Origin of the sequence: Pseudomonas sp. VS40 (assembly GCF_018587885.1) — a bacterium.
GTDB classification, from domain to species: Bacteria; Pseudomonadota; Gammaproteobacteria; order Pseudomonadales; family Pseudomonadaceae; genus Aquipseudomonas; species Aquipseudomonas pergaminensis.
In genome coordinates this window covers 193,187-219,409 of record NZ_JAGYWD010000006.1, presented here as the reverse complement: position 1 = coordinate 219,409, position 26,223 = coordinate 193,187, and the positions used below count along the sequence as shown (strand labels likewise).

At 56.6% G+C, this 26,223-nt stretch carries 33 protein-coding genes; 29 read left to right on the top strand and 4 right to left on the bottom strand.

Going from position 1 to position 26,223, the window contains the following annotated elements; all coding sequences use genetic code 11:
• Positions 1-70 precede the first annotated feature (70 nt).
• Complete coding sequence (locus KHP07_RS19370) at positions 71-304, top strand: hypothetical protein (protein WP_214497803.1); 234 nt, start codon at positions 71-73, stop codon at positions 302-304.
• Between the two features lie 21 nt (positions 305-325).
• Here the strand turns inward: KHP07_RS19370 and KHP07_RS19365 are convergent, their stop codons facing one another.
• Complete coding sequence (locus tag KHP07_RS19365) at positions 326-1,105, bottom strand: DUF2786 domain-containing protein (RefSeq protein ID WP_214497802.1); 780 nt, start codon at positions 1,103-1,105, stop codon at positions 326-328.
• Between the two features lie 81 nt (positions 1,106-1,186).
• Here KHP07_RS19365 and KHP07_RS19360 point away from each other — a divergent pair, with 81 nt between their 5' ends.
• Complete coding sequence (locus tag KHP07_RS19360; RefSeq protein WP_214497801.1) at positions 1,187-1,876, top strand: hypothetical protein; 690 nt, start codon at positions 1,187-1,189, stop codon at positions 1,874-1,876.
• 140 nt (positions 1,877-2,016) lie between these two features.
• Complete coding sequence (locus tag KHP07_RS19355; RefSeq protein WP_214497800.1) at positions 2,017-2,841, top strand: hypothetical protein; 825 nt, start codon at positions 2,017-2,019, stop codon at positions 2,839-2,841.
• A 112-nt stretch (positions 2,842-2,953) separates the two neighbouring features.
• On the opposite strand, the gene KHP07_RS19350 is transcribed toward KHP07_RS19355, so the two are convergent.
• From KHP07_RS19350 to KHP07_RS19340, 3 genes are all read right to left on the bottom strand, one after another.
• Entirely contained in the window at positions 2,954-3,238 is a 285-nt protein-coding gene (locus tag KHP07_RS19350; RefSeq protein WP_214497799.1) for a hypothetical protein, read from the bottom strand.
• A gap of 22 nt (positions 3,239-3,260) precedes the next feature.
• Entirely contained in the window at positions 3,261-3,641 is a 381-nt protein-coding gene (locus KHP07_RS19345; RefSeq protein WP_214497798.1) for a LuxR C-terminal-related transcriptional regulator, read from the bottom strand.
• Positions 3,642-4,052: 411 nt separating this feature from the next.
• Positions 4,053-4,805, bottom strand: a complete 753-nt coding sequence (locus KHP07_RS19340) for an XRE family transcriptional regulator (RefSeq protein ID WP_458936674.1) — start codon at positions 4,803-4,805, stop codon at positions 4,053-4,055.
• Between KHP07_RS19340 and KHP07_RS29960 the strand changes: the two genes are divergently transcribed.
• The 26 genes from KHP07_RS29960 to KHP07_RS19210 all read left to right on the top strand — a co-directional run bounded on the left by KHP07_RS29960 (position 4,747) and on the right by KHP07_RS19210 (position 26,212).
• On the top strand, positions 4,747-5,082 hold the full coding sequence (locus KHP07_RS29960; RefSeq protein WP_502937534.1) for a transcriptional regulator: 336 nt from the start codon (positions 4,747-4,749) through the stop codon (positions 5,080-5,082). The two genes, KHP07_RS19340 and KHP07_RS29960, sit on opposite strands and share 59 nt — an antisense overlap.
• A gap of 144 nt (positions 5,083-5,226) precedes the next feature.
• Positions 5,227-5,451 (top strand): hypothetical protein, encoded by a 225-nt coding sequence (locus KHP07_RS19330; protein ID WP_214497796.1) that lies wholly within the window; start codon positions 5,227-5,229, stop codon positions 5,449-5,451.
• On the top strand, positions 5,448-6,155 hold the full coding sequence (locus KHP07_RS19325; RefSeq protein WP_250883634.1) for a helix-turn-helix domain-containing protein: 708 nt from the start codon (positions 5,448-5,450) through the stop codon (positions 6,153-6,155). The genes KHP07_RS19330 and KHP07_RS19325 overlap by 4 nt, the downstream gene beginning before the upstream one ends.
• On the top strand, positions 6,148-7,515 hold the full coding sequence (dnaB, locus tag KHP07_RS19320) for a replicative DNA helicase (protein ID WP_214497795.1): 1,368 nt from the start codon (positions 6,148-6,150) through the stop codon (positions 7,513-7,515). The genes KHP07_RS19325 and dnaB overlap by 8 nt, the downstream gene beginning before the upstream one ends.
• A complete protein-coding gene (locus tag KHP07_RS19315) occupies positions 7,515-7,724 on the top strand; it encodes a hypothetical protein (protein ID WP_021492509.1) in 210 nt (69 codons plus the stop codon). Before dnaB ends, KHP07_RS19315 begins: the two co-directional genes overlap by 1 nt.
• Positions 7,721-9,049, top strand: a complete 1,329-nt coding sequence (locus KHP07_RS19310) for a tyrosine-type recombinase/integrase (protein ID WP_214497794.1) — start codon at positions 7,721-7,723, stop codon at positions 9,047-9,049. The genes KHP07_RS19315 and KHP07_RS19310 overlap by 4 nt, the downstream gene beginning before the upstream one ends.
• Positions 9,050-9,345: 296 nt before the next feature.
• Complete coding sequence (locus KHP07_RS19305; RefSeq protein ID WP_214497793.1) at positions 9,346-9,735, top strand: antiterminator Q family protein; 390 nt, start codon at positions 9,346-9,348, stop codon at positions 9,733-9,735.
• Positions 9,736-9,863: 128 nt separating this feature from the next.
• Positions 9,864-10,766 (top strand): hypothetical protein, encoded by a 903-nt coding sequence (locus tag KHP07_RS19300; protein ID WP_214497792.1) that lies wholly within the window; start codon positions 9,864-9,866, stop codon positions 10,764-10,766.
• A 240-nt stretch (positions 10,767-11,006) separates the two neighbouring features.
• Complete coding sequence (locus KHP07_RS19295) at positions 11,007-11,348, top strand: phage holin family protein (protein ID WP_214497791.1); 342 nt, start codon at positions 11,007-11,009, stop codon at positions 11,346-11,348.
• Between the two features lie 23 nt (positions 11,349-11,371).
• Complete coding sequence (locus KHP07_RS19290; RefSeq protein WP_214497790.1) at positions 11,372-12,109, top strand: hypothetical protein; 738 nt, start codon at positions 11,372-11,374, stop codon at positions 12,107-12,109.
• Between the two features lie 198 nt (positions 12,110-12,307).
• Positions 12,308-12,862, top strand: a complete 555-nt coding sequence (locus KHP07_RS19285; protein WP_046035594.1) for a terminase small subunit — start codon at positions 12,308-12,310, stop codon at positions 12,860-12,862.
• Complete coding sequence (locus KHP07_RS19280) at positions 12,825-14,888, top strand: phage terminase large subunit family protein (protein WP_214497789.1); 2,064 nt, start codon at positions 12,825-12,827, stop codon at positions 14,886-14,888. Before KHP07_RS19285 ends, KHP07_RS19280 begins: the two co-directional genes overlap by 38 nt.
• Positions 14,879-15,091, top strand: coding sequence for a DUF6148 family protein (locus tag KHP07_RS19275; protein ID WP_214497788.1), 213 nt, complete (start codon positions 14,879-14,881; stop codon positions 15,089-15,091). Before KHP07_RS19280 ends, KHP07_RS19275 begins: the two co-directional genes overlap by 10 nt.
• Positions 15,088-16,614, top strand: coding sequence for a phage portal protein (locus KHP07_RS19270; protein WP_214497787.1), 1,527 nt, complete (start codon positions 15,088-15,090; stop codon positions 16,612-16,614). The genes KHP07_RS19275 and KHP07_RS19270 overlap by 4 nt, the downstream gene beginning before the upstream one ends.
• Before the next feature lie 16 nt (positions 16,615-16,630).
• Positions 16,631-18,661 carry a ClpP-like prohead protease/major capsid protein fusion protein gene (locus KHP07_RS19265; protein ID WP_214497946.1) on the top strand — a complete coding sequence of 677 codons (2,031 nt, stop codon included), beginning with the start codon at positions 16,631-16,633 and terminating at the stop codon, positions 18,659-18,661.
• A 68-nt stretch (positions 18,662-18,729) separates the two neighbouring features.
• Positions 18,730-19,044, top strand: a complete 315-nt coding sequence (locus KHP07_RS19260; RefSeq protein WP_214497786.1) for a DUF2190 family protein — start codon at positions 18,730-18,732, stop codon at positions 19,042-19,044.
• Complete coding sequence (locus KHP07_RS19255) at positions 19,044-19,424, top strand: head-tail joining protein (RefSeq protein WP_214497785.1); 381 nt, start codon at positions 19,044-19,046, stop codon at positions 19,422-19,424. Before KHP07_RS19260 ends, KHP07_RS19255 begins: the two co-directional genes overlap by 1 nt.
• Positions 19,399-19,914 (top strand): hypothetical protein, encoded by a 516-nt coding sequence (locus KHP07_RS19250; RefSeq protein WP_214497784.1) that lies wholly within the window; start codon positions 19,399-19,401, stop codon positions 19,912-19,914. The genes KHP07_RS19255 and KHP07_RS19250 overlap by 26 nt, the downstream gene beginning before the upstream one ends.
• On the top strand, positions 19,911-20,516 hold the full coding sequence (locus tag KHP07_RS19245; protein ID WP_214497783.1) for a phage baseplate assembly protein V: 606 nt from the start codon (positions 19,911-19,913) through the stop codon (positions 20,514-20,516). Before KHP07_RS19250 ends, KHP07_RS19245 begins: the two co-directional genes overlap by 4 nt.
• 54 nt (positions 20,517-20,570) lie before the next feature.
• Complete coding sequence (locus KHP07_RS19240) at positions 20,571-20,792, top strand: hypothetical protein (protein ID WP_214497782.1); 222 nt, start codon at positions 20,571-20,573, stop codon at positions 20,790-20,792.
• Positions 20,793-20,797: 5 nt separating this feature from the next.
• Positions 20,798-21,124, top strand: a complete 327-nt coding sequence (locus KHP07_RS19235) for a GPW/gp25 family protein (RefSeq protein WP_214497781.1) — start codon at positions 20,798-20,800, stop codon at positions 21,122-21,124.
• Positions 21,121-22,023, top strand: a complete 903-nt coding sequence (locus KHP07_RS19230) for a baseplate assembly protein (protein WP_214497780.1) — start codon at positions 21,121-21,123, stop codon at positions 22,021-22,023. The genes KHP07_RS19235 and KHP07_RS19230 overlap by 4 nt, the downstream gene beginning before the upstream one ends.
• Entirely contained in the window at positions 21,998-22,603 is a 606-nt protein-coding gene (locus tag KHP07_RS19225) for a phage tail protein I (RefSeq protein WP_214497779.1), read from the top strand. The genes KHP07_RS19230 and KHP07_RS19225 overlap by 26 nt, the downstream gene beginning before the upstream one ends.
• Positions 22,600-24,495: a phage tail-collar fiber domain-containing protein gene (locus KHP07_RS19220; protein ID WP_214497778.1), complete on the top strand. Its 1,896-nt coding sequence runs from the start codon at positions 22,600-22,602 to the stop codon at positions 24,493-24,495. Before KHP07_RS19225 ends, KHP07_RS19220 begins: the two co-directional genes overlap by 4 nt.
• A 14-nt stretch (positions 24,496-24,509) precedes the next feature.
• A complete protein-coding gene (locus KHP07_RS19215; RefSeq protein WP_250883637.1) occupies positions 24,510-24,944 on the top strand; it encodes a phage tail assembly chaperone in 435 nt (144 codons plus the stop codon).
• Positions 24,945-25,045: 101 nt separating this feature from the next.
• On the top strand, positions 25,046-26,212 hold the full coding sequence (locus tag KHP07_RS19210; protein ID WP_214497777.1) for a phage tail sheath subtilisin-like domain-containing protein: 1,167 nt from the start codon (positions 25,046-25,048) through the stop codon (positions 26,210-26,212).
• Positions 26,213-26,223: the final 11 nt, after the last annotated feature.

Sequence of the window (26,223 nt, the reverse complement as noted above, 5' to 3'; positions counted from 1 at the left end):
AGGGAGTCCTTGCCGGGCCATGCCCGGGGTGTGGTGCTACGATGGCCCCTTCCTATAAATGGGCTGGACCATGACCAAGCACGATATTTACGATGAGATCGAAGGCTTTCAGGTTTGGAACTACATGGAGTGCGACAAGGACGAGGAAGGCCGGGAGACCTGGCGTATCAACGTCGAGGTAAAGCGCGGTGGTGAGGTTGTGGTGCCGGTTATTGCGGGTGACCGAACCTATGTTGACCGCGGCCTGGCGCAGGTTGCTGGGCGTGAGGTCGGGGCCCGGTTGATTGCTGGCGCGGGGCTATAGGGCTTCTGTGGGCAGGGGAGTTCAAGCGAGTACGGAAAGCGCGAGGGTGTCCTCACCACCCCGCGCGATGCCGGCGTGCAGTTCCACCTTGCTGCCAGCAAGCATCCCGGCGATCTGGGCGTTTAGATCCAGCTCTACCGCCTTGCCTTTCCTGGACTTCCCGATTTCCTGGGTAGCGAGATATTCGCTGATCAGTGCCTTGTCCTGAGCCTGAATCGCAACAAGGTCTTGGCCCGTGGTGAGATTCCCGAGCGGATCATCGTCGCCTTGAGGTACAAGCGCTTTTAGCTTCGACTGAACCTCCCAGACCCACGCCAGTGCAAAGTGGTCGCCGGCAGTTTCTGCCGAATACTGACTGCTATGAGCTCCAGATCTGACCGCTGAACAATAGGCCTTCCGGGCCTGAGTGAGTTTGGTATGCAGTGCCTCGTACGCGTAAAGGGCGATGTTCTGGGTGGGAGATACTCCGACGAATGTTGCGCACTCAATGACCTGGCCTTTCGCAGAACTCCACGTCCTGCGCCGTAGGGTTGTGCAACTGAACGCTTCTGCTACAGCTATGCTGAGCTGCTGATCCCACGCTGGTCTACGCTTGGTGCGGAACAGGGCTGACTCAACTTCACCGACATCGCTCAACTTCACATCCATTTCGGTCAGCCGGTACTCCCGCATCAGTGCCTGAGCCTGCCTGAGCGCAGTGGCGGCTTCGTTCTCGTTTGCGCTCTGCGCCAGTGCCAGGCAGTGTTTTATCTTACGGATTGCGCGCTCGAGTTTCTTTTCGTCGATCTGTTGTTCGGACATAGGGGATCCTCACCGGCTGGCGTGAAGTGAATTTATGAGCTATTGCTTGACGGCTCGACATGAGATCGAGGGAGGAGAACGATGTTGAACGGTGATAACTGGTCTGGCTTTTTTTCAGTTGTGACAGCTATATGGGAATGGTTTGAGCGTGTATTTGTAGGGCTGTGGAGCGGTTTAGGCTGGCCTCATGTGGCTCTCATTATGTTTTTAATTACGGTCTACTTCTTCAAGAATGAAGTAAAGAATATTTTGCCAAGGATCAAGAGCTTTAGTGCCAGCGGGTTTGAAGTTGAGTCGCCACAGCCACAAATACAGCCTTCAACTAGTCAAGGTGAAATAAGGGTATTTCCCGATGGGGAGTTTCCCCATTCATATGGGATAGTTTTGGGCATTGTTCAACAGCAACTAGCGAGTAAGAGCGATCAGGAGAAGTTGAATTTTCTGCTCAGTGATGATGTGGGTTGGCGAGTGCTTTGGTACTTTGAAAATATCTATTCATTCATATTCGGTGGGCAAATTCAGTTTCTAGAATTACTAAATCAGCGAGGCGTAACTGGCGTCTCTTTAGGTGAAACCCATCGAGAGTGGGAAGCCCTTAAAGCTCGCAATAGTCCACATATGGATGATTGGGAGATGGAGCCATATTTGGGTTTTCTCATTGCAAAAGAGTTAGTTGTTGTCGAGGGGCAGGATATCAAACTAACGATGACTGGTAAGGAGTTTTTGGTATGGATGACAAAAAATGGACGATCACCGAACCGATTGTGGTAATGCCAGTATATTAATTAGAGCAATAATCTTTGATGGTTGGCGTGATATTTTTGACTTCGGGTATAGCTCGTGATTGGCTTAAGTCGGCTGAGGGGTAGAGTAATGAAGTTAAAATATATAAGCCACATGGAGAGCAGAGCATGACGCAGGGAATAATGGATGTAGCGCTGTATGGAGATGAAAGTCATTTTAATGAGGTTGTTACGTATGCCTTCATAATAATTCCGCAGAAAAAACATCAGCTGGTAGAATCTTACGTAAACAAAGTTAAAAAAAGATTCGGAGTAGATGAAGGTGCAAGAATTCATTGTCGTGAGCTTTTCAATAAGCATGCGCGATCGAAGACCTATTTCTCAGAACTCACGAATGAAATGGTGCTAAAGTTTTTAGATGAGATAATGATTCAGTCTTTCATAGCGGGTGCCCGAGGATGGGTTGGCTATATGGATGCTAGGAAGGCACCTGATAGTCTTCTTTTTGATTCTGAGAACGCTGCGAAACCGCTCACTTTGCATCTAGATAATCTAAAGACGAAAATGCACCTCTGTTTTCATGCCGCGATTGGGCCGTTAACACATATTTTTCCGCCCACACGCGTTAAGTCTTATGTTGACGGTGATAAAACTAAGATTCTTTTTTTAAACCAAAAGCGACAAGTGGATAATCTTCGTAGTTTTTTTCCAGTTGAACATAAAAATGAAATGTTTTTTTCTGAGCCGGTTCACGGTTTGAAACCATTGTTTCTAGATCTGGCGGACATTCTAGCTTATGCAGCGGCCCGAGGATTGGCTGAAGCTTCCACTGGAAATAAAGACTCGTTCATATCAATGGTTAAGTCCTTGGATCCTGGCTATAGTGAAGTGGTTTTTGATCTTTCTTCAGCTGGCGGCGCTATGTTCAACATTCGCGCATTCGACCCTGATGATCGAGTAAAGTCGTATATAAATCAATTTATTCAACATTGATACGAGTGCATATCTACCTCTTTGGCTTTATTGCCCATGATGAATAATGCGTCCATCTGATGATACGGATCGGCGATCACTGCCACTTTGGGGTTACCCATCTTTACAATAATTATTGCGACCAGCGTTCGATATTTATCTTTTTGCCGTCGGCGCGCGCTTCCAGCACCTTGGCGCGGTTGATCGCTGCCTTCCAGGTGAAACACATCCCCATTACCTTACCGGTGGAGCGCTCGACGATGTGATAGGCGCAGCGGCCCTTATTGACTACCTGAAAGCGAATCTCTTGCACGGGCTGCTCTTTGCCTATCAAGGCGTACATCGCGCTGGTGGCAATGGTTGCGCGGACACGGAGAGCCGCGAGCCCTTCGGCACGCTCTTGAATTGATTCGGGCATATCTTTTTCCTCGGTGTTTGAGTTAAGCGAGCAGCATCGGTTGTTCGGCGCGGCGTACCATTCTGACTTCTGCCATACGGCGTTCTGGCACCCGGCGGTCACGACGCATTGACTCGTCACCGATCATTGCGTGCATGGCGATCAGCGCCGCCAACACGAAGCACATGGGCGAGATGATCTGGCGGCGCATAGCCTCGGCAATCATGGCGGTCTGGCGGGTAACGCCGAGCTTGAACATGGCGCAGGAAAGGCGCTTCGCTACAGTGCAGGCTGCCACGTCGAACTGGCGGGCAATCTCTTTGGCCGTCATGCCCTGGGCGGCGGCCAGTAGGTACTGAAGCTCTTTGGGCGCAAGGCCTCTACCGAGGTGACCCTTCCATGCGCCGTTGATGATTTCGTTCATCGCTTAGACTCCCGGTTGTTTTCCCGCTGCACCCGTCACCAGGTGCAGAAGTGAAATCTTCTGGTGTCGCTTGCCGGCTTCCCGCTACTGGCGTCGTCGCCGGCCCATCAAATTGTTTGTCCAGCCGCGGGCCTTTCGGCTTGTTCTCCCGCTGGATAACTCGTCTTGGCGCTTTACGCTGCGCACCCGGGTCAGTTGCCAACCCTCTGAACCATTAAGGCCGGTTCATCGCTGCCTTCCATCGGGCCGGTTGTTATCCGGCGACGAGGCAAAATTACAACCGTAAATTGTAATTTGCAAGCCTGGGTTGTAATTATTTTTGGAGAAAGGATGCATTTTTGTAATTTCAGGATGCATGAAAAAGCCCGCGCAATGGCGGGCTCTGGTGATTTGGAATGAATTTAGAATTGGTTAGCGGGAGTACATTGCCCACCAAAACACATGGCCCAGAATGCCAAGTTGCTGCTCCTGGATCTCCTGAAATGTGTACTCCTCATCAGGATGCTCATCGCGGTTGAAGCTTCGCAACCGAATGCCTGTGGGTAGGCGAAACAGTTGCTTAATTCTGAGTTGGCCGTTGTGGTTGATGGCGTACATCTCCCCGTCAACCACGTCCTTCAGTGTATTTTTTCCAACATTGATACCCACGGTTGCGCCGTCTCGTAATACCGGAAGCATGCTGTTCCCGCTTACAACCACGCACTTTGCGTTACTGAATTGAACGCCGTTGTGCCGCAGATCCTTCTTGAAAAAGCGTAGTCGAGAGCTGTCGCTTTCCTCTATGGCAAATTTTCCAGAGCCGGCCGCGAGCTCAATCTCGCGAAGAAAAGGTACGTAAACCTCATCGTCATCAAGAGGGGTGCTTTCGTCCCAGGGTTCGATTGCTTGCAGAGAGGTGTCAGTAGTGGCGCTGTGTGATTCGGCTGGCCCAGATTCACCCATCAAGTAAGCCACTGAGACGCCAAGCACTTCGCTCAGATGCTTGATGCGCGGGTTTCGTGGAGCTGTGCGCCCCGACTCCCATGCTTGGACCGACTGAGGGCTAACGCCAAGCTTGCGGGCTAACTCAGATTGATTGAGTCCCTGCGCTTCTCGTGCTGCGGCTATGCGTGAGGAGGTCGTTGTCATGGAAGTGAGAATACAACCAGCACTTGTAGCGAGCATTGCAATTCTCACTTGTAGATATATTCGAAATTCTGTAACTTTGAGTTGTAATTGCGGTTTTAACGAGGATTCTATGGAACCTAATGCAGCAGAGCGTGCTGCCAGGGCAGCAGGCAGCCAGTCGGCCCTAGCTCGCGTTCTTGGCTGCACGCCACAGAACGTTCAGCGCTGGTGTGCCTCCGGGCGAGTGCCAGCGGAGCGCGTGATCTCCGTCGAGCAGGCAACCGGTATACCGCGTCATGAGCTTAGACCGGATCTATATCCAGAGGCCTCTTAGCCGTTCGTTGGGATGATTTTGTACCTGAAGAACGAGGCCTGGTAGTGATCTGGATTAGCTGTTGATTCATCCAGTACCCAAATCGCAGGCATAAAAAAACCGCCTGGCAGGGCGGTTCAGTACAGCGTTTTAGCGAGGTCAATAATGATCAAAAACACCCCTCCAGTCAATAGTTCTGGCGTTGTCGCGACACTTCCCGGCGAGCCTGAAAAGGTGTCACGACACACAGTAACCAATCAATCCGCAGCGATGAATGCCGCCCTGATGATCAGCGGCCAGTATTCGCGCGCTTCCAAGTCTCAATTCCGCCGGGAATGCCTCGATTACTTGAAGGCGTCCCTGGCACCTGCCCAGGATCTTCCCGCATGAGTACCATCATCATGAGCCTGTGCTGGCCGTTGCAAGGCATGAGTGGCCCGCAAAAAGCAGTCCTAATCTCGCTGGCTGACAATGCAAACGACGAGGGTGTTTGCTGGCCTTCGGTAGCTCGTATTTCTGAGCGTACATGCCTTGCTGAAAGAACCGTTCAGGCTGCCATCAAGTGGCTCGGCCAAGTTGGCATCCTGTCCGTCCGGGAACGGATGGGGCGCTCGACGATTTACACCCTAACCCCCGCATCTTATGCACCCCCGCAGGCGGCGCACCCCGCAGCAGACGCACCACCACCCCCGCAGCTCACGACGCAAACCCCCGCAGCAGCCGCACCCAGAACCGTAATAGAACCATCAAGTGAACCGTCACATCTTGTTGGCGCCGAGCAACCAACGAAAATTTCGAAGCCGAAATGCCCAACTCAGGCAATCGTCGATTTGTTCAACGCAACGATCCCGGAGTTTCCCCGAGTCATGTTGTTGACCAAGGATCGGATTGCAAAGGTCAGCGCACGTTGGAACGAAAGCGATGTTCATCAGGATCTCAGTTTCTGGGCTGACTACTTCGCCCTGGTGCGCTGCAGCGAGTTTCTGATGGGTAAGGTTTCGGCTTCTGGCGGGAATCCTTTCCGCTGCAACTTCGATTGGCTGATTGCCCCGAGCAACTTCGTGAAGGTCGTTGAGGGTAATTACAATGCGTGATCCCTACAGCCTGGAAGCCGAACACGGTGTGCTGGGGGCGATGTTCCTGCGCCCTGAGCTGATCGACGTACTGGCCGCCGATCTGGTGCCCGAGGACTTTTACTACGAGGACAACGCCGAGCTGTATCGCGGGATTTTGGCCTTGCACGGTGATGGTCATCCCGTCGATATCGTGACCGTCGGGGTTTATGTGGGGGATCTGCCTGGTGGTGCGAGTTCGTTTGCCTATGCCGCAGAAATTGCCCGCAATACGCCAAGCGTTGCAAACGCCGCTTCCTACGCCGGAACGGTTCGTGAGCGCAGCCTGGATAGGTCGATCATCGAGCTGAGCGTGCGGATCAACGACATTGCCTACGGTGACCAGCCGGCGGCTGACAAGGTTGCAGCGGTACAGGCTGAGTCCCACGCCATTGACAGCCAATCGGCAACATCCGAAGTGGTCAAGGCTGAGGACTTTCTCAACGACTACATCGAGGTGCTGCAGGCCCGGGCTGATCGTGGTGATGAAATTGACGGCCTGTCCACGGGCATTCCTGATTTGGACGAGAAGCTGCAAGGCCTCAAGCCTGGCCAACTGATCATCATCGCTGGCCGACCGGCCATGGGCAAAACCACGCTCGCCATGAATATCGCGTCTCACGCGGCTATCCGTGATGGCAAAAGCGTGATGGCGTTCAGCCTGGAAATGGATAACACGGGCCTGATGGATCGCTTCATGGCTTCCGAAGGGCGAGTGCCGTTACAGCTGATCAAGAATGGCAAAGCCCCTAATACTCACGGCGCCGAGCTGATGAGCGCCGCCGGTAAGCTCAAGAAGTCGAATCTGTTCCTGTCGGATCGCGCGTCGATGTCAATGAATCGACTGCGCTCGGCCGCTCGCCGCCATAAGCGTCGGTATGGCTTGGACCTCATTGTCGTCGATTACCTGCAATTAGTGGAGTCCGACTCGCGCACGTCCAGCCGTGAGCAGGAAGTCAGCCACATGACGCGAACCGCGAAGCTCATGGCCCGAGAGCTGGGCGTCCCGGTGATTCTGCTCAGCCAGCTCTCCCGCAAATGCGAAGAGCGTCCTAACAAACGCCCGCTGTGTTCTGACCTGCGTGAATCCGGCGCCATTGAGCAGGACGCGGACATCATCCTGTTCGTGTACCGCGACGAGGTCTACCACGAACACTCCGAAGCCAAAGGCATTGCCGAAATCATTATCGGCAAGGGCCGTGATATTGCAGGCGGCACCGTGCGTGCCGCTTTCCACGGTCAATACAGCCGATTCGAACAGCTCGCAGCGGGCTGGGTTGAGCCGACTAAACCCGAAAAGGTCAGCAGTCTGGCCGGTCGTTACACAAAGGAAAAAAACTGATGGCACCGATTCGCCTGGCCGTTCCGGTCCCGGCCAATTACCGCTATGCGGTGCATTGCTGCGGCTTCAAGTTGGACATGGACGTCCTGCCTGACCATGCCGTGGCTTTGTTCGCTGATGAGGCCATGGCCAAGCGCTACGGCGATTGGATGTGGCCATCGACTTTTGAGGTCGTTGACCTACTTGCCCGAAAGGAGGGCAACGTTTGAATACCCGAATCAAAACCCTGACAGTAAAACTGTCGGATGCCGAGATTGTGCGCAAGGCTAAGCTCGAGCATGTGCGAGACCTGCGCGATGCCGGCCACCCTGCATTGCACTTTCGTTTCGCCAAAAATCGTGCGCGCGGTTCCTGGTACTTGCTCAACAAGCGCCAGTGGCACCGTATTGGCGCCTTTCCTGACCTGAACACCAAGCAGGTGATCGCAGCGTTGCCGGCGGTACGCCTGCGCGTGGCGGCGGATGGCGCGGCCAGCGTGTCGGGCTGGCTGACCGTCGGCGAGTTGCTCGACTGGTTCGGGGAGCGCATGGCCAAGTCGCGGGCACTGTCTGACAAGCGCCGCGCGGCCATCAAATCTGCGATCAACTGCCAGCTCAAGCCGCGCCTGAGTGATTTGTTGCTTCGCGATGTTAACGCCCAGGCTCTCGACCGGTTGCTGATGTGGCCGGTGCAGGCAGAGCTGTCGCTGTCATATGTTCAGCAGTTGTTTCGTCTGCTGGCGATGGCCTTTCGTCAGGCGCGCAAGCTGGACCTAATCCCGGTTAACCCGATGGCCGAGCTGAAGTTCAGCAACTTCACGTCGGCGCAAATTCAGCCCAAGCCCGCTCGCCTGCGTGATGTGCAGGTGCCAGAGTTAGTGACGCTGCTGGCCGAGCGCTTCGACAGCGCGCCAGGTGACGCCATGCTGGCCTTGATGATGCTGTGCCACGGCACCCGGATCGGTGAAACCCGCCAGGCGCGTTGGGCTGACATTGCATTGCCTGAGCGTGAGTGGTTCCTGCCGGCGGAACACACCAAGAGCAAGACCGAGCTGCGCGTGCCGCTGACTGATCAAGTGTGCGCGCTGCTGCGCCGTTACCGTGACCGCCAGAGCGCCCAGGGCTACACCGGGGCTTTTCTGTTTCCGTCGCGCCGTGGCAGGCCGCTGAGCGATAACCAAGCCAGTGCCGTGTTCACTCGGTTGGGGCAGGGCGCCTGGACCAGTCACGACCTACGCAAAGTGGCTCGCACCGCCTGGACAGACCTGGGCGTCGACGGCCATATCGGCGAGATGCTGCTGAACCACTCCCTGGGCAAGATTGCTTCCACGTACATCAACACCCAGGCCAAAGAGCAGCGCCGCCTGGCTTTGGAGAAGTGGCACGACTGGTTAGATGTGCGTGGCTTCAAGGCGATTCACGCGCAGACAGGCGTTAGATATGAAGATTCGCAAAACCTTGTAGACGCCTTGAACGGCGGGGCCTGCGAGCCAGAACCACAATTTGTTAAGGGCGAGGTTTTAAAACGTGCTGAAACGACAGGGGCCTGGCTTTAAGCGGGAACGGATCGAGCTTGAACCTTGCTCGATCTGCAAGGGTAAGGCGGTAGTAGCAGGGGTGTTTTATGAGTTGGTTTGCACGGATTGCAACGGCTCAGGTTGGGTTGTTCAGGGGAGCAAGTTGGTGCTTTCTGTTGACGAGCTGGTTACCCAATTGAGTTTCAAATTGCAGCAGGTACAGCGCGAAGTCTTGGCGTTAAAGACTCCTCCAACACCGATAGGGCCACAGAGCCAATACGAACAACCAAACCGTCTGGGAGCAGACGGAACAAATTACACAGGGGATTAAGAGCATGATGATTCGAAAGCCGGCAGGCCGGCCATTAGGGGATACCGAATACCTGCTTGAGCAGTGGGGGTTGTGGAGAATGGACGTGATGGGTGTGCCTGGTTATACCTCGCCCACCTTATCGCTTATGCGTCAGGCAATATCCCAGCCATCCTCAAGCAGGAGCTATTGCATCACTGATGATTGGGCTTTGACCATCGATAGCGCAGTAGCGAAGCTAACGCAACGCGATCAGCAAATGGGAGACATCATTTGGCTGTACTATGGAGCTAAATGGCCTATGGTCCGTGTAGGAAAGCATTATGGTCTCAGTGAGGGTAAAGCTAGAGAGCTAACTAGGGCAGGATCCGCGTGGATAGATTGTGTAGTACATGTCATGCATCCGGCTGCATGAAAATTCTGCAATATTGTGCTGGTGCCGTGAGGATGGCTTCTAATGATTTTGATAAAGCTATCTTTCGTGCAAGTGTATAGGTGTTTTTGTTGGTTAATGGAAGTTTAAACTGGCTAGGAGTTGTAGGTATGAAATGGGTGGTTAGTGTTTTTGTGAGCGTCTTTTTGATATGTTCAACTAATGCTTTTTCGGAGTCTAGCGTGGTCCCGCCTTTATTTGTCGACTCTGTGCCGGTTGTAAGTTCTCCAGGGGTTGAGAAAACAATATCTCTGAAGGATTCAGAGCTCCTTCTTTTGAAAGACCAGAATAAACTAATAAAAGAGTTTCAATCCTCTCAGCAGACCACCGTTTTTTGGTCGTTAGGTATCGTTGCAAGCTTCGTGCTCGTTATAATGGGTCTAAGCTATTTCACAAACTTCAAGTTTTATGAGCAAGACAAAGATCGCATCAAGTCAGACTTTGAGAGCCGTTTAGTTTCTTACCGTGCAGAGGTGAATCTGCAGCTGGAAGAGTCTAAGCGGGAGATAAGTATGATTCTTGATGAAAGTAATAAAGTAATTTTGGATAGGGTGCTGCTCCAGTTGGCAGAGGTAAGATCGACGACTGAGAACGTTCGATCAGAGCTAATAGCTGAGATTAAATCTGTAGAAGGGATGACTGCGAAGTTTAGTGAGGGTCTACGTTCTGTAGATGTAAAACTTGCTAACGCCGAAATGGAATTGAGGGAAGTCGAAATGATTGTGTGGCACTTGGATGGTGTGCCAGAGAATATGTTGATCTCGCTCGGTCAGGGATTGCAGGCAGCTGCGGAAGCTGGAAATAAACACGGCGTAACTCGAATTTTAGAAAGTATACTGGAAGTTATTGAGGAAAAATTCATAGGGCCAGGCGTGGCTATAGAAAAAAACACTGTGGAAATGTTAACCGAAGATTTGAATTTTGCTCGCTCGATGAAGGTTCCGGGTATATCTAAAGTGAAAAAAGCCCTCTCCCAAATTCCTCTTGAAAAAGAAGCGGATTCTGTAGTCTGAAATCGGCTCAAGGCGGATAAGCTTAATTAGTGGTTGGGTACTGTGAAATTTTGAAATATTTGACTTTTCCGCGCGGAATAAATTTGTTTTCATAGCAGCGTGAATTGCTGTGAACGCAGCATGACGCCTTATAGAAACCCAGCCTTAGAGCTGGGTTTTTTCGTTTTTCGGCCCCACGCCTGTCTCCTTGCCTAAAGCGGATGCCAGCGACTGGAAGGCCGACCTATTTGAGGACTCAAGATGAACTCCGAGCATCAGGCACTGACCGATGTACCCCTGTGGTTGTTGGTTCTGCTGAGCCTCGCTGGTTTGTCTGGGGAAATGCTTCGCGCCTCAGGTAGTGACCTGGGCCTTCGCCAAATCCTTCAGCGTGTAGCGTTACGCTTTCTCGCTTCTGGACTACTCGGTATGGCCACGTTGCTGCTCGCGATGGCTCTATGGAGCAACCTCTACCTGGCAGCCGGTCTGGGTATCGTAATCGCCGTGATAGGTGCAGACGTTGCAGGTGGCCTCTATACGCAATTTTTGGCACGCAAGGCGGGTGTTAGCGACTCGGCTTCAGGCACCACTAACAGTCAGTAGATCGACAGAGTAGGGGCGGGACGATGTTCAAGGTCGACATGTCGCTGGATGCGTTCCCTGTTTCTGCGGGCATGCGTGAGTTAGAGAAACGACAAATTCCTTTCGTAATGGCTCGTACCGCGACCCTGTTGGCTCAACGGGTCAAGAAGGGCACCATCACGGTGATGCAGAAACGCCTGGACCGGCCCACCCCGACCACGCTGAACAGCCTGTTCGTAAAAATGGCCACCAAGGCGCGGGCCGCTGAGGTCTACTTCAAAGACTCATGGGCGTCGGGCATTCCTGCCGACACTTACCTTCAGCAGGCGGTGAGTGGTGGTCTGCGGCCTCACAAGCGTTTCGAGAAATCGTTGATAGCATGCGGCATTATGCGCAGCGGCCAATACGCCGTACCCACCACGGCTTTTATGAATCAGTACGGCAACGTGTCACGCGGCACGATGTTGAAGATCCTGTCGGGCCTGGGGGCTGCTGAATCGACGCGGGGCTATCAGGCAAACGCCAGTAGCAGTGCTAGAAGTCGACGTAAGGGCAACGCCCATCGCTTCTTCTCAGGTGATGTTGACGGTACGCAGGGTGTGTGGGAGCGCAAGTCGATGGGCATGGGTGATGCAGTACGGCCGGTATTCATCTTCAGCGATTCAGCGCCCAGGTATCGAACCATTTTTCCGTTCTTCAAGATCGGTCAGAACATCGTCAACGCGAACTATCAGGCTGACGTAGCCACCGCCTGGGCTGAAGCGATGGCTTCGGCTCGTTGATGGCTGTAGTCGACGGGAAGTCAGAGAAAAGGTGAAAAAAGTGGCCTTTTCTTCGATTTCATCGCCTTTTTTGCTTGACAGGTAGGCCGGGGCGAGAAGCCGAAGGTACTCCCGGACCCCCACCCCTCATGGGGGTAATTCGGGCCCCGCGTCTTCGCTATATATGACCCATTTTCAAAGGTTGGTTGTTGTGTAGTTATGGCTAATCAATCGATCACCCGTAAACCCGAGTGGCTGAACAAGTCGCGCATGGCCGACAGCCTCGGGATTACCACGCAAGCCTTCGATAAATGGGGGGTGACGCCCATCGCCAAGATCGGCCGGGAGTCGTTTTATGACGTGCGTTCTGTGCTGGATAACCGGCTGGTTCACAAGGGTGAGAAACAACAACCGCTCGATGACGACGGCCAACCAATCGATCCGCTGATTGAGTACAAGCAAGCGCAGCAGAAACTGCGGTTGACCACTGAGCAAGCCGACGCCCAAGAAATGCGTAATCGGGTGAAAGCCAAAAAGCTGGTGCCGGTGGATTTCTGCCTGTTCGCCCTGGGCAAGTTGAGCGCGATGCTCGGCTCAACGCTGGACACCATTCACATCAAAGTGAAACGCAAGCACCCGGATATCGAGGTGCGTCACATCGAGGCTATCCAACGTGAAATAGCCGTTACGCGGAACGAAGCGGTCAACCTGGCCGACACCTTGCCGGAGCTTCTAGATGAGTTCGTCGAAGCCCTGGATGAGGGCGCTGATTGATAGCGTCCGTAAGGGCCTAACCGGTCTCTACAAGGAACCGCCACTGACGGCGGTTGAGTGGGCCGATAAGCATTTTTACCTGTCCTCCGAGTCGTCCTATCAGGAGGGGCGCTGGACCACGGCGCCGTTTCAGGTCGCCATTCTTAATGCGATGGGCAATGACCTGATCGCTGTAGTCAACGTGCTGAAGTCCGCACGGGTTGGCTATACCAAGATGCTGGTAGCCAATAAGGGCTACAAGATCCAGCACAAGAAACGCAACGTGTTGTCCTGGTGCCCGACCGATCCGGACGCCGACACCATGATGAAGCGCCACATCGAAACGATGATCCGCGACGTTCCCCTGGTGCGCGCTTTGGCGCCCTGGTACGGCGTGAAGCACCGGGATAACACCCTGGACGAAAAGCGTTTTGATAACTCGAAAATGCTTTGGTGCCTGGGTGGTAAGGCGGCGCGCAACTACCGGGAGAAAAGCCCTGATGAAGTGATCTACGACGAACTGTCAAAGTTCGACGCCGATATCGAGGGTGAGGGCTCCCCGACGATGCTGGGGGATAAGCGCCTTGAAGGTGCGACGTTTCCTAAATCAATACGTGGGTCTACTCCTGGGGTGATCGTTGCCGGCGGTGAAGATGACGAGTCAGTGGGCGAGGGCTGCCAAATCAGCCGGGCGGCTGATGAGTCCCCGCACTTCCTTCGGTTCAACATCAAATGTCCGTGCTGCGGCACAGAGCAGCATTTGAAATGGGGAGCCTTCGACAAGCCTTACGGCATGCGCTGGCGGCTCGATGGATACGGCCAGGTAGAGAAAGCCTGGTACTTGTGCGAGTCCGGTAACGGTTGCACGTTCGAATACCACGAAATGATTCAGGCCTCAGTTACTGGGCGCTACATCTGCGAGCGCCAAGGTATTTGGACCCGCGACGGCATGGATTGGTTTTCCGCCGATGATCAGCCGATCACCACGCCGCGATCTGTCACGTTCCACATCTGGACCGTGTACTCCGAGTTCGTTACCTGGGCTTCGGTGGTCAGTGAATGGCTGAAGGTCGGCAAGGACCGGGGAAAGCTTAAGACCTTTATCAACACCACACTGGGTGAAGCCTGGGAAGAAGACCAAGGCGAGAAACTGGAATGGGAAGTGCTGGCCAAGCGGCGCAGTAACTACCTGAAGGTGCCCGCCCGTGGCGTTGCATTGTTCGGTGGGATTGATACGCAAGATGACCGGTATGAAGGTCGTGTATGGGCCTTCGGCGCCGGTGAGGAAGCGTGGTTGGTTCACCGTTGGGTACTGACCGGTGACCCCGCAAGCGTTGAGCTGCGCAAGAAAGTGGGCCAGGAAATACGCCGCCAGTTCACCCGCGAAGACGGCACGTTAATGCGTGTAGAGCGCTGGTGCTGGGACTCCGGCGGCCACTACTCGGACGAAGTTCGCAAGGAAAGTAAAAAGCACGGCGTCACCTGGGTTATTCCGGTGTTCGGCGCTGCGACCTACGGCAAGAAGATTGCCACCTTCCCGAAGAAAAAGACCAAGGGCGACCGGGTTTACCTCACTGAGGTAGGCACGGACAACGCCAAGGAGCTGATCTACAGCCGCTTGAAAATCGAACCGGACGGCGACCGCCCAGTGCCTGAGTGCATCCACTTGCCGCTTAACGAGCTGGTGTGTGACGAAGACGAAATGAAGCAGCTGACCAGCGAGCGTAAAGAATGGGTGGTCTCCAAAGGCCGCCGGGTTCAGCGCTGGACCAGCGGCCGCCGCCGCAATGAAGCCCTCGACTGTTTTGTGTATGCACTGGCGGCCCTGCGGATCAGTCAGGAGCGTTTTGGCCTGGATCTGGAGCAACTGGCCTTAGAGGCTCAGTTCGTTCCGGCCACGGGCGCGTGGGAGGTGCCGGAAGTGCCCGACCTGAATGAGCCAGAAGAATCAGAGCCGCCGATTGAGTCGGCGCGGCCTGAGCCCCCATCAACTCAAGCCGACGCCCCTGGCGACTGGCATAACGTGGAAAGTAACGGATGGCTATAAACGCGCAGGAGATGCTGGACAAGTATCTGGAGGCAGAGGCCGCCATTCTGCTGGGTAAAACGACCATTTTTAATGGCCGCACCCACACCATGGCCGAACTGCCGCAAATCCAAGCAGGTCGACGCGAATGGGAGCGCCGGGTTATCGCCCAGCGCGCCGCCGCGCAGGGCAGTCCGGGTTATGCCCTGGCTGAGTTTCGTTGAACTTCCTCGACCGCTGCATTGCAGCGGTTAGCCCGGGTGCGGGGTTGCGGCGCCTGGCGGCACGTAGCGGAATCCAAGCCTTTGAGGCTGCCGAGGTCACGCGCACACACAAGGCGAAGCGACAAACGCGAAGCGCTGACACCTCGTTGCAGCGCGACGCGGAATCGTTGCGCGGCCAAGCTCGAAAGCTGGACGAAGACCACGACCTGGTGACGGGTATTTTCGACCGGTTGGAAGAGCGGGTAGTGGGTGGAGCCGGGATTGCGGTGGAGCCGTTGCCTCTGGATCACGCCGGCAATATTCACCTGGCGTTCGCGGCGCAAATCAAAGACCTGTGGGCCGAGTGGTCCTTGCGGCCGGAAACTTCAGGGGAGTTGACCCGTGCACAAATGGAACGCCTGGTTTGCCGCACCTGGCTACGCGACGGCGAATCGTTGGCCCAGCAGCTGTTGGGCAAGGTGCCCAACTTCAAGCACTTGCACAAAGTGCCTTTTACGCTGGAGTTGCTGGAGCCTGATTACCTGCCCTGGAGCTACAACGACGAATCCAAAGGGATTTGCCAGGGCATCACACGCGACGCCTGGCGCCGGGTCGTCGGATACAACCTGCTTAAGCGTCACCCCGGCAGTGCCTTGGGTTTCAGTATGTCGGTGGATACCAAGTTCGTACCGGCTGATCGGATGTTGCATATCGCGTACCGCAAGCGAATTGGGCAGAACAGGGGCCAGCCTCTGCTGCACGCCGTGTTGACGCGCTTGGCGGACATCAAGGACTACGAAGAAAGCGAGCGCGTTGCTGCCCGTATCAGCGCGGCCCTGGCGATGTTCATCAAGAAGGGTTCTACCGACGATTACGTGGTTGCGCCTACGACTGCCGGCAAGGACGGCCAGGCCACCGGTGCGCGAAGTATTCCGATTGCCCCAGGCATGGTGTTTGACGGGCTGCTGCCCGGCGAAGACGTGGGGATGATCGAAAGCAACCGGCCCAGCCAGTTTGTGGAGAGTTTCCGCAACGGTCAGTTGCGCGCTGTTGCGGCGGGTACGCGCATTGGCTACTCCACGGCGACGCGCAGTTACACGGGCACTTACTCGGCCCAGCGTCAGGAACTGGTGGAGTCACAACTGGGTTACGACCTGCTGCAGCACGAATTCATCGACTACTGGTCGCGCAAGGTTTACCGGGCCTTTATCGAAATGGCGTTGGTCAGCGGCGTACTTGTGCCGCCAGGCGACGTAAACATGGATTCGGTGTACGGCGCGGTTTATCAGGGGCCGGTGATGCCCTGGATTAACCCGGTGCATGAGGCGACCGCCTGGGATGCGCTGGTGCAGGGTGGTTTTGCCGATGAGGCCGAAGTGATCCGAGCGCGTGGGCGAAACCCGCAAGAACTTAAGCGCTCGCGTCAGGCGGAAATCGAAAGCAACCGGGCGAAAGGGCTGGTGTTCAGCTCCGACGCCTATCACAAGTTCTACGGGAAAGTGACCGTCAATGCAGACCTATCAAACGAAAAAGAGAAAGCGTGAAGCGCCGCCGCTGACGATGCCCAGGGCGTCAGTTCAGTCGTCGGTTTCGTCCGTGATTACGGCGACAAACCAGCCAGTGGAGAGTTGGTACTCAATGCGCGCCATGGCGCGCGGTAGTGTCGAAATCCTGCTGTATGACGAGATCGGCGGGTGGGGCATCACTGCCAAGCAGTTTGCCCAGGATCTGGCCGCCTGTGGTGACGTGTCACAAATCAATCTGCGCATTCACTCGCCCGGTGGCGATGTGTTTGCGGGCATGGCGATTTACAACACGCTCAAGGCCCATCCGGCCCGCTTAGATGTGTACATCGACGGCTTGGCGGCTTCCATGGCCAGCGTGATCGCGATGGCGGGTGACAAGGTGTACATGCCGACCAACGCCATGATGATGATCCACAAACCCTGGGGCGCACAGGGCGGCGATGCGGAAGATATGCGCCGCTATGCCGACCTGCTCGACAAGGTTGAAGGAACGTTGGTGCAGGCCTACGTCAGCAAGACCGGCAAGAGCGCGGTAGAAATCCACGCGCTGTTGAAGGATGAAACATGGATGGATGGCAGCGAGGCGGTGGTAGCCGGTTTCGCTGATCAGTTGATCGACCCGCTGGTAGCTGCCGCACAACTCAAATCGAAACGCATGCAGGAGTTTGAACACATGCCGCCAGAAGCTTTTAACAATCTGATGAACCCGCGTAACCAGGTACCTGCCCCGGCTCCAGCGCCTGCCCCGGCGCCGGCAAATTCCCTGTCGGCTGACCAAATTCGCGCCCAGGTGATTGCCGAGGAAGGCGTACGCCGCACCGGTATCACTGCCGCTTTCGGCAGCTTTGCGACTGCCCATCCTGGGCTTTTGCAGGCTTGCGTAGCTGACATGGCTTGCACTGTTGAAAGTGCCCGGGCGCAGCTGTTGGCTAAATTGGGCGAGCAGACCACGCCGTCCAATGTCCCAGGCCTGCACGGTCATATCTCCAACGGTAATCTGGTTGGCGACTCGGTGCGTGCGTCCCTGGAAGCGCGGATCGGTATCACTGCAATCGAGGCCAGCAACGGTTTGAACCACATGAGTATGCGCGAGCTGGCCCGCGCATCCCTGACGGAGCGCGGCATTCTGGTGGCCACGCTCAACCCTATGCAGATGGTTGGCCTTGCCTTCACTCACAGCTCCAGCGACTTCGGGCAGATTCTGCTGGATATCTCCGGCAAGTCGGTGCTGCAGGGCTGGGAGGAAGCGCCGGAGACGTTCCAGCTCTGGACCAAAAAAGGCCAGTTGAGCGACTTCAAAACGTCTTCGCGGGTCGGCCTGGGCGAGTTCCCGAGCTTGCGCGAAGTGCGCCCGGGCGCCGAGTACAAGCACATCACTCTGAGTGATCGCGGCGAGCCGATCACGCTGGCCACCTACGGCGAGCTTTTTTCGATCACCCGTCAGGCGATCATCAACGACGACCTGTCGTTGTTGAGTGACGTGCCTTACAAGATGGGCCAAGCGGCGCGTGCAACCATCGGCGATTTGGTCTATGCGGTATTGACCAGTCCGCCGAAGATGCGCGACGGTAAACCGCTGTTTGATGCCTCCCGTAAGAACTGGGCGACCGGCGCAGGCTCTGAGCTGTCCATTGCTAGCCTGATCGCAGGCAAGACCGCAATGGCGTCGCAAAAAACGCAGGTTGAGGCTGGCAAGGCTCGCACCTTGAATATTCGCCCTGCCTACGTGCTGACGCCGGTAGCCCTGGAAGACAAGGCAAATCAACTGATCAATTCGGCCTCGGTGCCGGGTGCTGATGTCAATTCAGGCATCATCAACCCGATTCGCGGTTTTGCCGAAGTGATCGGCGAGCCGCGTCTTGACGACAATTCGGCAACCGGTTGGTTTATGGCCGCCAAGCAAGGCAGCGACACCATCGAAGTGGCGTACCTCAACGGTATTGATACCCCGTACGTGGAGCAGCAAAACGGTTTCAGCGTCGACGGCGTAGCCAGCAAGGTACGTATTGACGCCGGCGTTGCGCCATCGGACTACCGTGGCCTGTACGGCGCTGCCGGTAAGTAATAACCGCTTTCCTTGAGAACCCCGCCAAGTGCGGGGTTTGTTGTTTTTGCGTTCTGGAGAATTGAACGATGTCTAAGAATTATCAAGGCGCCGGGCAGACGGTCACCTTTACTTCGCCAACTGCTGGGACGACTTCCGGCGTTCCGCTGGCTATTAACTCACTCGTGGTGGTTCCGATGGATACCACCAAGAAGGGCGAGCCGTGCGTGGGTGCCTTGGGTGGTTCGTGGCTGCTGCCGGTTACCGGTGCCCTGAAGCAGGGCACCAAGGTCAGTTTGTTGGCTGGTGGGTTGGTCGCAGATGGCACAGCAGACGCTGTTCCGTTCGGCAAGTTGCTGACTGACGCGTCTGGCGGCTTCGCTGAAGCCCTGTTGATCCAGTAATGGCCGGTGGCTTTCGGGCCCTGGCTAATCGCATGGACGCCTTGGCGGTTGAACGCCTGGGCGATCCGGCGACGCTTGCTAACGGTCGTGTTGTCTTCGGCGCGTTTGCATCCCCCTTTGTCGGCGCCGAAATCGGCGGCGGGAAAACCGGTGCTGCACGCTTGGGCGGGGCAATCAATGCCGACGAGGTGTTAGAGCCCACCCTGACCGCGCGCGTGGTCGACGTGCAAGGCGTCAAAAAGGGCGACCATTTAACCATTGAGCTGCCGCCCCTGTTGGGTGGTGGCCGTTACAAGGTTGTCCGTTTAAAGCCCGATGGTTCCGGCATGGTCGACTTAGTATTGAGTGTGTCCAATGAGCGAACTGACGACATTACATGATGCGATCACTCGCATAATTAGCGAACAGATGCCCCGGGTTGTTCACGTTGAACAGTTCCCCGAATTGGGTGCCGAGGTTATGACGCCGGCGCTGTTGTACGGGATCACTGATATGGCCCCGGGCCAGGACCGGGGAGAGGGTAAAACGGCGATCATTGGTCGTTTCCAATCCTGCATTCTGGTGGAAGCGGACCGCCCCAGGGCATCGCTACAGGCCGCTATCTTGGCCGGCCAAATGATGACGGTGCTAAAGGATCAGTGGTGGGATTTGGATTTTGTCACCGGCCCGCCGGAGCAGGTCCACGCCCAGCCTGAAGCCCCGACGCCTGAGCTTGAACAGTTCGTCATGTGGTCGGTTCAATGGATCCAGCCTTTCGAACTGGGGGAGTTCACTTGGCCGTGGCCTGACGAATCCCCTAGCGGCCCTGCGTCTCCTGCAGGGGAGTTCACCAGTGATACCGGCCCTGTTTACCCCGAGGATCCGGTATGAGCTACGCCAGTGCCGAACATGACCGCATGATTGCCGCCATGCTGATGCCCTGCGTGGTGGTCGGTGTGGATCTGGCGGCGCCGGCGGTGCGTGTCAGCAATGGCGAATGGACTAGCGCCTGGGTGCGCTGGCACAGCCTGGCGGCCGGTAAGGCGCGGCACTGGCGGGCGCCAAGCCTGGGCGAGCAGGGGGTTTTGTTTAACCCAAGCGGCCAGGCTGGCATGGGCACGTTTCTCCCTGGGCTGTACGGCAATGCCGGCGGCCAGCCGGATAACCGGGATCATGTAGAGGTATGGCGTTTTGATGATGGCGGTTCACTGGTTTACGACTGGGAGGCCAAGACCTACACAATCACGCTGCCCACTGGAACAGTCACTATCAAGGTGGGCAGCACGGTTGTGACCGTTACGGATAGCGCGGTGAATGCCACGGTTGGCGGTACCGAGTTCGATCTGGCGCCCGGTTGGGCCGCGATCAAATCGCCTCAAATTTCGTTGATAGGTGCGGTAGAAATCGCCGGCACGTTACACGTAACGCAAAGCATCACCGGCGACGCCGATATTCTGGCGGCCGGTAATAGCGACAATCACCATAAGCATTAACCAAAAATCACCTACAGCCCGCCGCGTGCGGGCTTTTTCATGCCCGGAGAAATCATGGCCAAGACCATCGAGAAGCCCGCAACCGAAGAGCAAGCCACTGCCGCGCCGGCGTCTTTGACGTTTCGCGATCTGGTCTACACGTCGCGCACGCTGGTTGTGCCTGATACCGATCGTACCTACCCGGTGGCCAAGGGCCTGGTTGTGGTGCCGGAGTCTGACAAAGAGGCTGTGGCCTTCCTGAAGGCTCATAACGAATGCGCCGCTCTAGAGGGATAAGCCAGATGATCGGAATGGATCGCCACACAGGGCAGCCCATATCCGGCATTGAGCATTTGCGGCAGTCCATCGCCGACATTCTGAGTACGCCCCTGGGTAGTCGTCGGCAGCGGCCGGAGTACGGCAGCAAGCTACGCGGTTTCGTTGACTTGCCAATCAATGCTGGTTGGAAAAGTGCGGTCCAGGCCGAAGCGGCCCGTGCCCTTGGCCGTAGTGAGCCGCGCCTGAAGCTTGAGCGAGTAACGGCGCTTTCGCTGCTGGATGGGAAAATAAACATGCTCGTTGCCGGCCAGTACCTGGGCGACAGTTTTGTCTTGGAGGTAAGCGTATGAGCATCGTGGACTTGTCGGCCTTACCGGCGCCGGAGGTGCTTGAGCCGCTGGACTTTGAAGAGGTCTACGACGAAGGGTTGTCAGCTTTCCGCGCCTATATGGGCGACAACTGGAACGCCGCGCTTGAAAGCGATCCTGTTACCAAGGTGCTGGAGGTGGGGGCGTATAACAAGGTCGGCAACCGCGCCCGGGTTAACGACGCATGCAAGGCGTTGCTGTTGGCTCACGCTATCAATGGCGACCTCGATCAGCTGGGCGCAAACGTCAACCTTCAGCGCCTGGTGATTCAACCCGAGGATCTGCTGGCGGTTCCACCGGTGGCTGAAGTCCTTGAGGACAATGATTCGTACCGCGAGCGTATCCAGTTGGCCTATGAGGGGCTTACCACCGCAGGGCCGCGTAACAGCTACATCCTGCACGCGCGCAACGCGTCCGGCCTGGTGCGGGACGCCACGGCGGAAAGCCCATCGCCGGCACGCGTTACCGTAACGGTGCTGAGTACCGAAGGGGACGGGACGGCCACGCCGGCGCTGTTGGCCACGGTGGCTAAAGCCCTTAATGACGACGACGTGCGACCGCTGGGGGATCGGGTGACAGTCCAGGGCGCCGAAATTCTGCATTACCGCATTGACGCGATCCTGCACATGAACAGCGCCGGACCAGAAGGTGACGCGGCCCTGGCCGAGGCCTTGAGCCGTCTGTCGAAATGGATCAACCCCCGTAAACGTCTTGGCGTTGAGGTGGCCCGTTCTGCTGTGGACGCCCAGGTGCATGTCGCCGGCGTTTCGCGTGTCGAGCTGACCGGGTGGGTCGACCTGGCCCCTACTAAAGCCCAGGCCGCGTACTGCACCGGTTACAGCGTGAGGTTGGCGGATGAAAAGCCTACTTCCCAGCAATAGCACTCAGCTGGAGCGCGCCATGGAGGCAGCGCTCTACGAGAAAACCATTGTTCCGTTGCGCACGCTCTACAACGCCGATACCTGTCCGGCGCATTTGCTGCTGCATTTGGCGTGGGCCTGGTCGGTCGACCGCTGGGATTACGGGTGGAGTGAGGCGACCAAGCGGGCCGCCATCAAGGCCTCGTACTACATCCACAAGCACAAAGGCACGATTGGCGCATTGCGCCGCGTGGTCGAGCCGCTGGGCTACCTGATTGAGGTCATGGAGTGGTGGCAGACGGTGCCCGAGGGGGTGCCGGGCACGTTCGCCCTGAAGGTCGGTGTTCTGGATACCGGCATTACCGAAGAAATGTACGAAGAGCTGACCCGGCTCATTGATGACGCCAAGCCTGTCAGTCGGCACATGACCGGCCTGGCGATCAGCCTGGAGACCACCGGTTACATCGGCATCGGCGCCTGTGTAAGCGAGGGTGAAGTGATCGACGTTTACCCACCAACCCCCCGCGATATCGAGGTGACCGGCACTTATGGCCTGGTCATGTGTATTGATGAAATTGACACCCTGGACGTGTATCCATGATTGATCAGAACAGTCAGTTTTTTGCCATTCTCACGGCAGTGGGGGAGGCGAAACAGGCAAACGCTACCGCCCTGGGCCAGCCCTGGACCTTCGCACAAATGGGTGTTGGCGATGCCAACGGCGCGGACCCAATCCCCAATCGGGCGCAAACCCGCCTGATCAACGAATGGCGCCGCGCGGCGGTCAATCAGGTGCGAACCGATCCGGCAAACCCGAACATCATCATCACCGAGCAGGTTATCCCGGCCGACGTGGGTGGTAAGTGGATCCGGGAAATCGCTCTGTATGACGCCGACGGCGACATGGTGGCGGTGGCCAACTGTGCGCCGAGCTTCAAGCCGTTGCTTGTGCAGGGGACCGGCAAGACCCAAATCATTCGGATGAATTTCATCGTCGCGAATACCGCGAGCGTCGTCCTGAAGATTGACCCGGCGATTGTGCTGGCGACTCGTGAATACGTTGATACTCAGATTGTTGAAACCATGGCAAAAATGGACTTCAAGCATTCGGTATTGGTGGCCACCACGGCCAACATCGCCTTGAGCGGCGTGCAGACCGTCGACGGCGTGCTGTTGCCGGCGGATGCGCGCGTGCTGGTGAAGAATCAGACGGCCGCCAAGGAAAACGGCCTGTACGTGGTTTCTTCGACCGGCGTGTGGAGACGCGCCCAGGACGCAGACAGTAGCGTCGAGGTGACGCCGGGGCTGTTTGTCAGTGTCGAGACCGGCACCGCTAACGGTGACAGCGTTTGGCAGCTGGTGACGGATGCGCCGATTGTCTTGGGCACTACCGCTCTGGCCTTTGAAATGGCCGTGGGCCGCACCGGCGTCAGTGCTGGCTCTTATGCCAATGTCACCGTCGATAAGTACGGCCGGGTAATCGCCGGTACCAACCCGACCACGTTGGCGGGTCACGGCATTACCGACACCTACACCAAGGATCAAATCACGGCGATGATCGCCCAGGCGTCGGCCTTACCGGTCGGCTCGATGATCGGTTTTCCCGTGGACAAGGTAGCTCCGGGCTTTCTGGAGCTGGACGGCAGCGTCAAGAGCGTGGCCGCTTATCCAGACCTGGCGACGTTCCTGGGCGGTGCATTCAACAAGGGCGACGAGGGCGCCGGCAACTTTCGCTTGCCCGAGTCGCGCGCTGAGTTCCTGCGAGGGTGGGACCATGGTCGCGGTGTTGATGCTGGGCGAGCACTTGGCAGTTATCAAGCCGACGACTTAAAAGGTCATAGCCATGACATTGACGCTGTATCGCTTAATCCGAAGACGCCGATAGGGGCTCTGGTTGGTAACCGAGATTTCCCTAACGGTGTTAACAGCTTGTACCCCAACGGCAAAACGTCTGTCGTTGGCGGCGCTGAAACGCGCCCGCGCAACCTGGCTGTAATGTGGTGCATCAAGGCGTGGAACGCACCGATCAATCAGGGAAACATTGATATTGCTGCGCTCGCTACGTTGGCGGCCCAGGCGACGGAAATCAATCAAGGTACGGCGAAGGTGGCAACCCAGGCGCAGACCGATGCGGGGGTGGATGACGCCACTATCGTAACGCCGAAGAAAATGCGCTTTGGGTTCCAGTTCATTAAGGGGGTTAACGGGGCCATCGTTTTTCCCACGTGGCTGGGCGGTTTCATTTTCCAATGGGGGCAGGCTTCGGATGTGGGGAGGGCCGGCAGTGGTCTTGGTCCTACGCGGGATGTCACCTTACCAGTTGCATTTCCGACCGCCGCTTTATCCGTATGGGCAGTCAACGCTTTCGACAACATGACGGCGACCAGTGCTTATAGCCCTGGATCATCGATCATTTCGAAATCTGTTATTCGCGTACAAAACAACTACACAAGTTCAGCCGGCGAAATTCGCTGGTATGCCATTGGCTATTAATCGGTAGGAACAGAATGGATATTTATTACAGTCCGTCCACGCCTGGTTTTTTCAGTGCGGTGATCTACCGAAAAGAGCAGATGCCGTCGGACGTGGTGCCGATTTCCCTTGAACAGCACCAAGCATTGATGTTGGGTGAGTCATTGGGGAAGGTGATCACCTTGAACGAAAAAGGCGTGCCTGTGCTTTCGGAGCCCGTAGAGGCTCCAGTTGATAATTCGGCGAAAGAGCGAGAGTGGCGGGATGCTCAGTTGCAATCGGCCATATGGTTACGCGAGCGGCACCGTGACCAGCAGGAGATTGGCGGTAGTACCACACTGTCGGCCGATCAATTCGCTGAGCTGCTGGTTTACATGCAGGCACTGCGCGATTGGCCGCAGTCGCCGGAGTTTCCTGATAGCGAGCATCGCCCTTTACCGCCGGCCTGGATCGCCGACCAAACCGAATAACGCCCCGCACTGACGGGGCGTTTTCTTTTCCGTTACGCGTAACACGAACAACCTACGGCCTCGCTTACGCGGGGTTTTTTCGTTTCTGGAGATTGAGCCCTATGAGTTTCTTTCACGGCGTCACTACTTCGCTGATCGACACCGGCGCGCGCACTATTTCGCTCCCGTCGTCCTCGATCATTGGTCTGTGCGACACCTTCACGCCAGGCGTACTCGGTGGCGGTAACGCCAAGGCGGGCGAGCTGAAGCTGATCACGTCCGAGCGCGAAGCCATTGCCGCGTTCGGCACTGATTCGGCGATCACCCGGGCTTGCCAGGCAATCTATGTGCGGGCTAAGGCTGTAATCGTCGCCATTGGCGTGCCTAAGCTCGCTGACGCCGCGCTGCAAACGTCCGCCATCATCGGTGGCGTTCTGGCGGATGGGCAGCGCACGGGCCTTCAGGCGCTGCTGGACGGCAAGAGCCGACACAACGCCCAGCCTAAGTTGCTGATTGCCCCGGGGCACTCGGCCACCCAGGCGGTGGCCACCGCCATGGACGCCCTGGCCGGCAAGCTGCGTGCGATTGCCATTGTAGATGGCCCGAATACCACGGACGAGGCCGCCATGGCCTACGCGCTGAACTTCGGCAGCAAGCGGATCTATCTGGTGGACCCGGGCGTGCAGTTCTGGAGCACCGTAGACAGCGCGACCGTGGATGCCCCGGCCTCAGCCTGGGTAGCGGGCTTGTTTGCCTGGACCGATGCCGAGTACGGCTATTGGGCGTCGCCATCGAACAAAGAGTTTGTTGGCATCACCGGTACCACCCGGCCGGTGGAGTATTTGGACGGCGACGAGACGTGCCGGGCCAACCTGCTCAATAACGCGAACATCACCACGATCATTCGCGACGGCGGTTACCGCCTGTGGGGCAACCGCACTTGCTCGGCTGATGCCAAGTGGTCGTTTGTTACCCGCGTGCGTACCTGCGACATCCTCATGGATGCGATCCAGGCGGGCCACAAGTGGGCGGTAGACCGCTCGATTACGAAAACCTATGTGTCGGACGTGACCGCAGGGCTCCAGGCCTTTATGCGCGACCAGAAGAACGCCGGCGCCGTGATCAATTTCGAGGTTTACGCGGACACCGAGCGCAACACGCTAAGCCAAATCGAGCAGGGCAAAATCTTCTGGCGCATTCGCTTTACCGACGTGCCGCCGGCAGAAAACCCGAATTTCCTGATCGAGGTCACCAACGAGTGGCTGGCCGAAGTACTTGAAGCAGCCTAAGGGGGCCGAGC